Annotated in this window: 4 protein-coding genes and 2 pseudogenes; 4 read left to right on the forward strand and 2 right to left on the reverse strand. The window is 59.5% G+C overall.

The genetic code is table 11. From position 1 onward, the window contains the following. Nucleotides 1-4: 4 nt before the first annotated feature. The 4 genes from RFM52_RS25140 to tdh all read left to right on the forward strand — a co-directional run bounded on the left by RFM52_RS25140 (nucleotide 5) and on the right by tdh (nucleotide 4730). Nucleotides 5-1312, forward strand: coding sequence for an FAD-dependent oxidoreductase (locus tag RFM52_RS25140; protein WP_320298577.1), 1308 nt, complete (start codon nucleotides 5-7; stop codon nucleotides 1310-1312). A gap of 9 nt (nucleotides 1313-1321) precedes the next feature. Beyond that, complete coding sequence (locus RFM52_RS25145) at nucleotides 1322-1615, forward strand: ferredoxin family protein (protein WP_320223341.1); 294 nt, start codon at nucleotides 1322-1324, stop codon at nucleotides 1613-1615. Nucleotides 1616-1773: 158 nt separating this feature from the next. Further along, the gene (gene nifA / locus RFM52_RS25150; protein WP_320223342.1) at nucleotides 1774-3534 is read left to right on the forward strand and encodes a nif-specific transcriptional activator NifA; all 1761 of its coding nucleotides are present in this window, start codon (nucleotides 1774-1776) and stop codon (nucleotides 3532-3534) included. A gap of 161 nt (nucleotides 3535-3695) precedes the next feature. Further along, nucleotides 3696-4730 (forward strand): L-threonine 3-dehydrogenase, encoded by a 1035-nt coding sequence (gene tdh, locus RFM52_RS25155; protein WP_320223343.1) that lies wholly within the window; start codon nucleotides 3696-3698, stop codon nucleotides 4728-4730. Between the two features lie 539 nt (nucleotides 4731-5269). Here tdh and RFM52_RS25160 read toward each other — a convergent pair. Then, nucleotides 5270-5483 (reverse strand): annotated as a pseudogene (locus RFM52_RS25160) (transposase domain-containing protein); the annotation flags it as partial. Between the two features lie 103 nt (nucleotides 5484-5586). Beyond that, nucleotides 5587-5817: pseudogene (locus RFM52_RS25165) on the reverse strand (MarR family transcriptional regulator); the annotation flags it as partial. Between the last annotated feature and the right edge of the window lie 386 nt (nucleotides 5818-6203).

The following is a 6203-nucleotide window of genomic DNA, read 5'->3' on the forward strand; positions in this document are numbered from 1 at the left end:
GGACATGATCGAGGAAAAATTCGACGCCATTGTTGTTGGGGCCGGCATGTCCGGAAACGCTGCTGCGTACACCATGGCAAGCCACGGCCTGAAGGTGCTGCAGTTGGAGCGAGGTGAATATCCGGGCTCCAAGAATGTTCAGGGTGCAATCATGTACGCGAACATGCTGGAGAAGATCATCCCGGATTTCCGGGATGATGCGCCTCTCGAGCGCCATTTGGTTGAACAGCGGCTTTGGGCCATGGACGACACTTCCCACACCGGGATTCACTATCGGTCGGACGACTTCAACGAGGCGAAGCCCAACCGCTATACGATCATCCGCGCCCAGTTCGACAAATGGTTTTCGCGTAAGGTGCGCGAGGCCGGGGCGACGGTTCTGTGCGAGACGACCGTGACGGAACTCGTCCGCGATGCCAAGGACAAGGTGGTCGGCGTCCGCACCGACCGGGTCGGCGGAGAGATTTTCGCGGACGTTGTCGTTCTCGCAGAAGGTGTCTCCGGACTACTTGGCACGCGCGCCGGGCTTCGCGAGATGCCGAGGCCAAAATCCGTGGCGCTCGCCGTCAAGGAAATGCATTTCCTGCCTGAAGAAGTCATAGAGCAGCGGTTCGGCCTCAAGGCCGGTGAAGGCTGCGTGATCGAGGCAGTGGGTACAATCTCCCGCAGCATGGCCGGGCTCGGCTTCCTTTACACCAACAAGGAATCGATCTCACTGGGCATCGGCTGCCTCGTTTCGGATTTCGCTTCGATGATGGAGAGCCCATACGTCATACTCGATGCGTTAAAAAACCATCCTTCGATCCGGCCGCTGATCGCCGGCTCGGAGGTGAAAGAATATGCCGCGCATCTCATTCCCGAGGGTGGCTACAATGCGATTCCGCAGCTGTTTGGCGACGGCTGGGTGGTGGTCGGCGATGCTGCGCAGCTGAATAACGCCGTCCACCGGGAGGGTTCGAACCTCGCCATGACCTCCGGTCGCATCGCGGCTGAGGCAGTCATGCAGGTCAAGAGCCGCAAGCGGCCGATGACCAAACAGAACCTTGCGCTCTACAAGACCATGTTAAACAAGTCTTTCGTAATCAAAGACCTGAAGAAATACAAGGACATGCCGGCCCTGCTCCACACCAATTCCCAAAATTTCTTCACGACCTACCCGCAGTTGATGTCTCAGGCGGCTCAGAACTTTATGCGGGTCGACGGCACCCCGAAAATCGACAAGGAAAAGGCGACCACAGCTGCCTTCATCAAGGCGCGTTCGCGCTGGGGGCTGGTGAGCGACGTGGTCCGCCTGGCATTCGCCTGGCGGTAGGAGGACGAGATGACAATCGCAGTGCCACGCATTGAAGAGAAGCTTTACCAGAACCGGTATCTGGTCGATTCGGGGCGCCCACATATAAAAGTGCGACCGCACCAAAAGCCAAGCGCCAACCTGCTCGCGTTGACCCGCGTCTGCCCGGCCCAATGTTATGAATTGAACGACAAGGGCCAGGTGGAGATCACCGCCGACGGCTGCATGGAGTGCGGCACCTGTCGGGTACTGTGCGAGGCCAGTGGTGAGATCGAGTGGAATTATCCGCGCGGCGGCTTCGGTGTCCTCTTCAAGTTCGGATGACCCGCGCACGCGCGCGCCTTTGCCAGAGCCGATACCTGGAATTGTCGCGATTGCAACATGACAATTTGCAATTGAACAGGGGCTCGTGAATACTAGGATGTAGCGAGTCGAAGAAAGGCGCTTTGGGAGGGGCACCTTACAACCCCTGAGGCGTTTCCATGGGTCAAGTAATGCGGGATCGAGTGCACGAGGTAGGGGTTGGCGACGCACGGCCACCTATCAAAGCGATGCACGGGGCAAACATCCCGCTCAGGGGCCTCTACGAGATATCCGAGATCCTGACTGCCCCCACGCGGCTGCAGATCACGCTTGGCAATGTCGTGAACATTCTCTCCTCGTTTGTGCAAATGCGTCATGGAGAAATGGTCATCAAGGAGGCGGCCGGGGAGCTGGAGATTGCCGCAACTGCCGGCAACAAACACGCTCCTCAATCAGATTGGCGCCGCTTCACACCGCAGGCCGTGGTAGACCGTATCTGCGCTACGGGGAGGCCACTCGTCATACACGATGTCAGCAAGTCCGAACTATTTCAGGCTGATCTCCAAACGGCTTTGGGCGGCGCAACCACGCCAGTTACCTTTATCGGAGTGCCAATAGAGGCTGAGGATGAAATGCTCGGTACACTGTCGATCGACCGTATCCGGGACGGCGCCGCCAGCGTGCATTGCGACGAAGACGTGAGCTTGCTGACAATGGTCGCCAATCTTGTCGGCCGGACTATCCGCCTCCATCGCATCCTGAGCACAGATCGTCAGCGGCTCTTTGAGGAGGAAGGGAGAGCGGAGAACTCGCGCGACGAGAAGGAGGCCCGCCCTGCGCGCCATTCGCCTGTCAAAATCGACGGGATCATCGGGGAAAGTCTAGCACTCAAGCAGGTGCTTGAAACCGCCGCGGTCGTGGCAAGGACCAACTCCACCGTGCTTTTGCGGGGTGAAAGCGGCACCGGCAAGGAATTTTTTGCGCAGGCCATCCATAAGCTTTCGCCTCGCAGCAAGAAGGCTTTCGTCAAACTGAACTGCGCCGCACTGCCTGAAAGCGTTCTGGAATCGGAGTTGTTCGGGCATGAAAAGGGCGCCTTCACCGGGGCTGTCGCGCAGCGCGCCGGCCGTTTCGAATTAGCCAATGGCGGAACCCTGTTGCTTGACGAAATCGGCGAGATTTCGCCTGCCTTCCAGGCAAAGCTCTTGCGCGTCTTGCAGGAAGGCGAGTTGGAGCGCGTCGGCGGCACCAGGACGCTAACGGTCGACGTCCGGCTCATATGCGCCACCAACAAGGATCTCGAGACGGCTGTCGTGAATGGAGAGTTCAGGGCCGATCTTTACTACCGTATCAATGTGGTGCCAATCATGCTGCCACCGCTCAGAGAGCGACCCGGCGACATTCCACGCCTTGCGAAGGCCTTCCTCGATCGATTCAATAGCGAGAACCATCGCGAGCTCGCCTTCGCGCCGTCGGCGCTTGACCTGATCTCGCAATGCTACTTCCCTGGCAACGTCCGTGAGCTGGAAAACTGCGTGCGAAGGACGGCCACTCTTGCGCGTTCAAGCACTATCGCCACTTCAGATTTTGCCTGCCAGAATAGCCAGTGCCTGTCTTCCCTCCTCTGGAAAGGAGCCGACCGTGCAAATGACGGCAATGCCAGCGATGAGTTCGGCCGCAACAGGATGCCGGTTGAATCGCCGCTGGGAGCCAGGCGCACCGGCGCCTCCGACGGCGCGGCGGTGCCCGTCAACGCCCGCGGTCCGAGCCATCCTGCCTCGGGTGCAACAGGCATGCGTGTGACCGATGGCGACCGGCTGATCGACGCGATGCAGAAGGCCGGCTGGGTTCAGGCCAAGGCTGGTCGTATCCTCGGCCTGACGCCGCGGCAAGTCGGCTATGCCCTGCGTCGGCATGGTATCGAGGTAAAGAAGTTCTAAACGCCCTGCGAGGTCAAACGTCCTCGCGCTATGTGCGAGTGGTGCCTTTGAGACGCCACTCGACGCAGCGCATGTAGAATCGAGGCACTACGTCATCGGCTTCTCCTTCCCGGTGGTGCCGAAGGGCCAGGCGCATGTCGGCGGATCCAAGGAACAAAAGAATGTCCAACATGATGAAGGCGCTGGTGAAAGCCAAGGCCGAGCCGGGCATCTGGATGGAAGAGGTGCCGGTGCCCGGGATCGGCCCCAACGACGTGCTGATCAAGGTCAGGAAGACCGCGATCTGCGGCACCGACGTCCACATCTACAACTGGGACCAGTGGGCGCAAGAGACGGTGCCGGTGCCGATGGTGACCGGCCATGAATTCGTCGGCACGGTCGCCGATTTCGGCGCCGCGGTCACCGAGTACAAGGTCGGCCAGCGCGTCTCGGGCGAAGGCCATATCGTCTGCGGCCATTGCCGCAACTGCCGCGCCGGGCGAGGCCATCTCTGCCGCAACACGCTCGGCGTCGGCGTCAACCGCCCCGGCGCCTTCGGCGAATACATGGTGATCCCGCAACACAATGTCGTGCCGATCCCCGACGACGTGCCGGACGAGATCGCCGCCATCTTCGATCCGCTGGGCAATGCCGTTCACACCGCATTGTCCTTTGATCTCGTCGGCGAGGATGTGCTGGTCACCGGCGCCGGGCCGATCGGCATCATGGGCGCGCTGGTCGCGCAATGCGTCGGCGCGCGCAAAGTCGTCATCACCGACATCAACCCGGTTCGTCTCGATCTGGCGCGCAAGCTCGGCGTTCATCATGTGGTCGACGCCTCGAAGGAGAAGCTGCGCGACGTGATGCCGTCGATCGGCATGACAGAAGGTTTCGACGTCGGCCTGGAGATGTCAGGCGCGGCGCCTGCCTTCCGCGACATGATCGACACCATGAACAATGGCGGCAAGATCGCCATCCTCGGCATCGCGCCCACCGGCTTCGAGATCGACTGGAACAAGGTCATCTTCAAGATGCTGCACCTGAAAGGCATCTATGGCCGCGAGATGTTCGAGACCTGGTACAAGATGATCGCCTTGGTGCAGGGACCGCTGGATGTTTCCGGGCTGATCACGCATCGCATTGGGATCGATGATTATCAGGTCGGGTTCGATGCGATGCGGAGTGGGAGTTCGGGTAAGGTGGTGATGGATTGGTAGAGGTTATGCCTTCGTCAAGCCTTGGCGCTGCCAGCGCCACACACGTCAGACGTTCGTTTGGGATTGAATACTGGCGGATAGTGACGCTCGTCGAGCATTCGAGGAAGGGTGGTAGGTTCAACCCCGCCGTTCTGATGAACTCGTACTCCGCACAGGAGATCAAATGGACGCAGAGGATCCCAACGTCATTGTCAATGGTCAGCGCCTCGGCAATACGGTTGTCCGGCGCTATGATAGGGGTAAGAAACGGGAAAACTCGGAAATCCGATCCTGAGACCGGCGAACCAAAGCATTTCGATGCGGTAACCAAAACCCAACCATTTATTGTCGACAAAGGATACTCCGGCAGCCGTTTGAGATTGTTGATGATGTTCTGGTCACGAACACACCAGATTAGTTCCGCTCGCCGCTCGACGTCTCTCCTGCTGTTGACGGAGTGGCCATGCGCCGATCGCTCATTCCGTTGGTTAGAAGCACGAAGCACTGGCCTGCGGGATCGATGGTAAGCGCGAATTTCCCCGCGCGTCGCCGCCGCCCTTTCAACGACGGTCGCTTTCAAACGGACGCGTCCGGGCGGATCGAGCTGCAGCGGCTTTGGCGAAGTTGAAGGGGATCGCCGATATCGGTATCGACAGCGCGTTGAGGCAGTTCGGTGAGAACGTGGCGCAACCATGCGAGCGGCTCGACGAGTGAGGCGCGGCAGGTCAGCACCAAGCTGTAGACGATGGCGCTGGCCTTGGCTCCGTCGACGGTAGACCGATTTTCGATAGAAGTTGCTGGAGCTGCCGGATGACGGGTGGCCCTCCTGCGCGAAATCCCTTTGGAAGCCAAGCCATCCGTATGTCCAGTCCTGACTTCAACCCTTTAGCCCAAAATGATTAGCACCAACTGTGTCTTGTCCCAAACAGGCTTCGAGCGCCGCTACGCCCTTTACAATCGCCGCTCGCTCTTCCGCACTCAGCCTCTCCAGCAACTCCCTTTCAAACGTCTTCGCCAGCGGCACCATCTCGCGATAGGCGGTGAGCCCTGCTCTGGTCAGCGCCAGGTTCCCGACGCGGCGATCGTTCTCGTCGGGCGTTCGCCTCAGCTGGTGCAACACCCAAAGTTTTGTACCTACAAGCCAATGTTTGTACTTGGAGCGGCCAGACACCCCGGAAGTTCCGGCCCGGGCGATCCAAAGATGGGGAGCACCTCAAAAGGTGAACAGGGCTAACTTATAGGCGCGGACAAAACGGGGAGCAGGTCAGCGGGCCCCTGAATCAAATCTGGAACTGAAACTCATTACATTGGAAGCTTGACCTCTTCGTGGGAAGTTTAGCGATGGCGCGCAGCGGGCTCCGGGATCAGGCTGGGATTCCAGAACACCTCGGTCGGTATATCGCTTTTTGACCAGCAGAGGCCGACATCAGCCCCGCAGTCGGTTTTGCAGTGCCTGCCGATCAACGGCAAGATAGTCGAGGTGCAGCCTGGCTG

The sequence above is a fragment of the Mesorhizobium humile genome (assembly GCF_033977215.1).
Lineage (GTDB): Bacteria > Pseudomonadota > Alphaproteobacteria > Rhizobiales > Rhizobiaceae > Mesorhizobium > Mesorhizobium humile.

Coding starts and splice junctions, on each gene's coding strand:
- RFM52_RS25140 (WP_320298577.1), top strand. CDS start 5: ATGATCGAGGAAAAATTCGACGCCATTGTTGTTGGGGCCGGCATGTCC.
- RFM52_RS25145 (WP_320223341.1), top strand. CDS start 1,322: ATGACAATCGCAGTGCCACGCATTGAAGAGAAGCTTTACCAGAACCGG.
- nifA (WP_320223342.1), top strand. CDS start 1,774: ATGGGTCAAGTAATGCGGGATCGAGTGCACGAGGTAGGGGTTGGCGAC.
- tdh (WP_320223343.1), top strand. CDS start 3,696: ATGTCCAACATGATGAAGGCGCTGGTGAAAGCCAAGGCCGAGCCGGGC.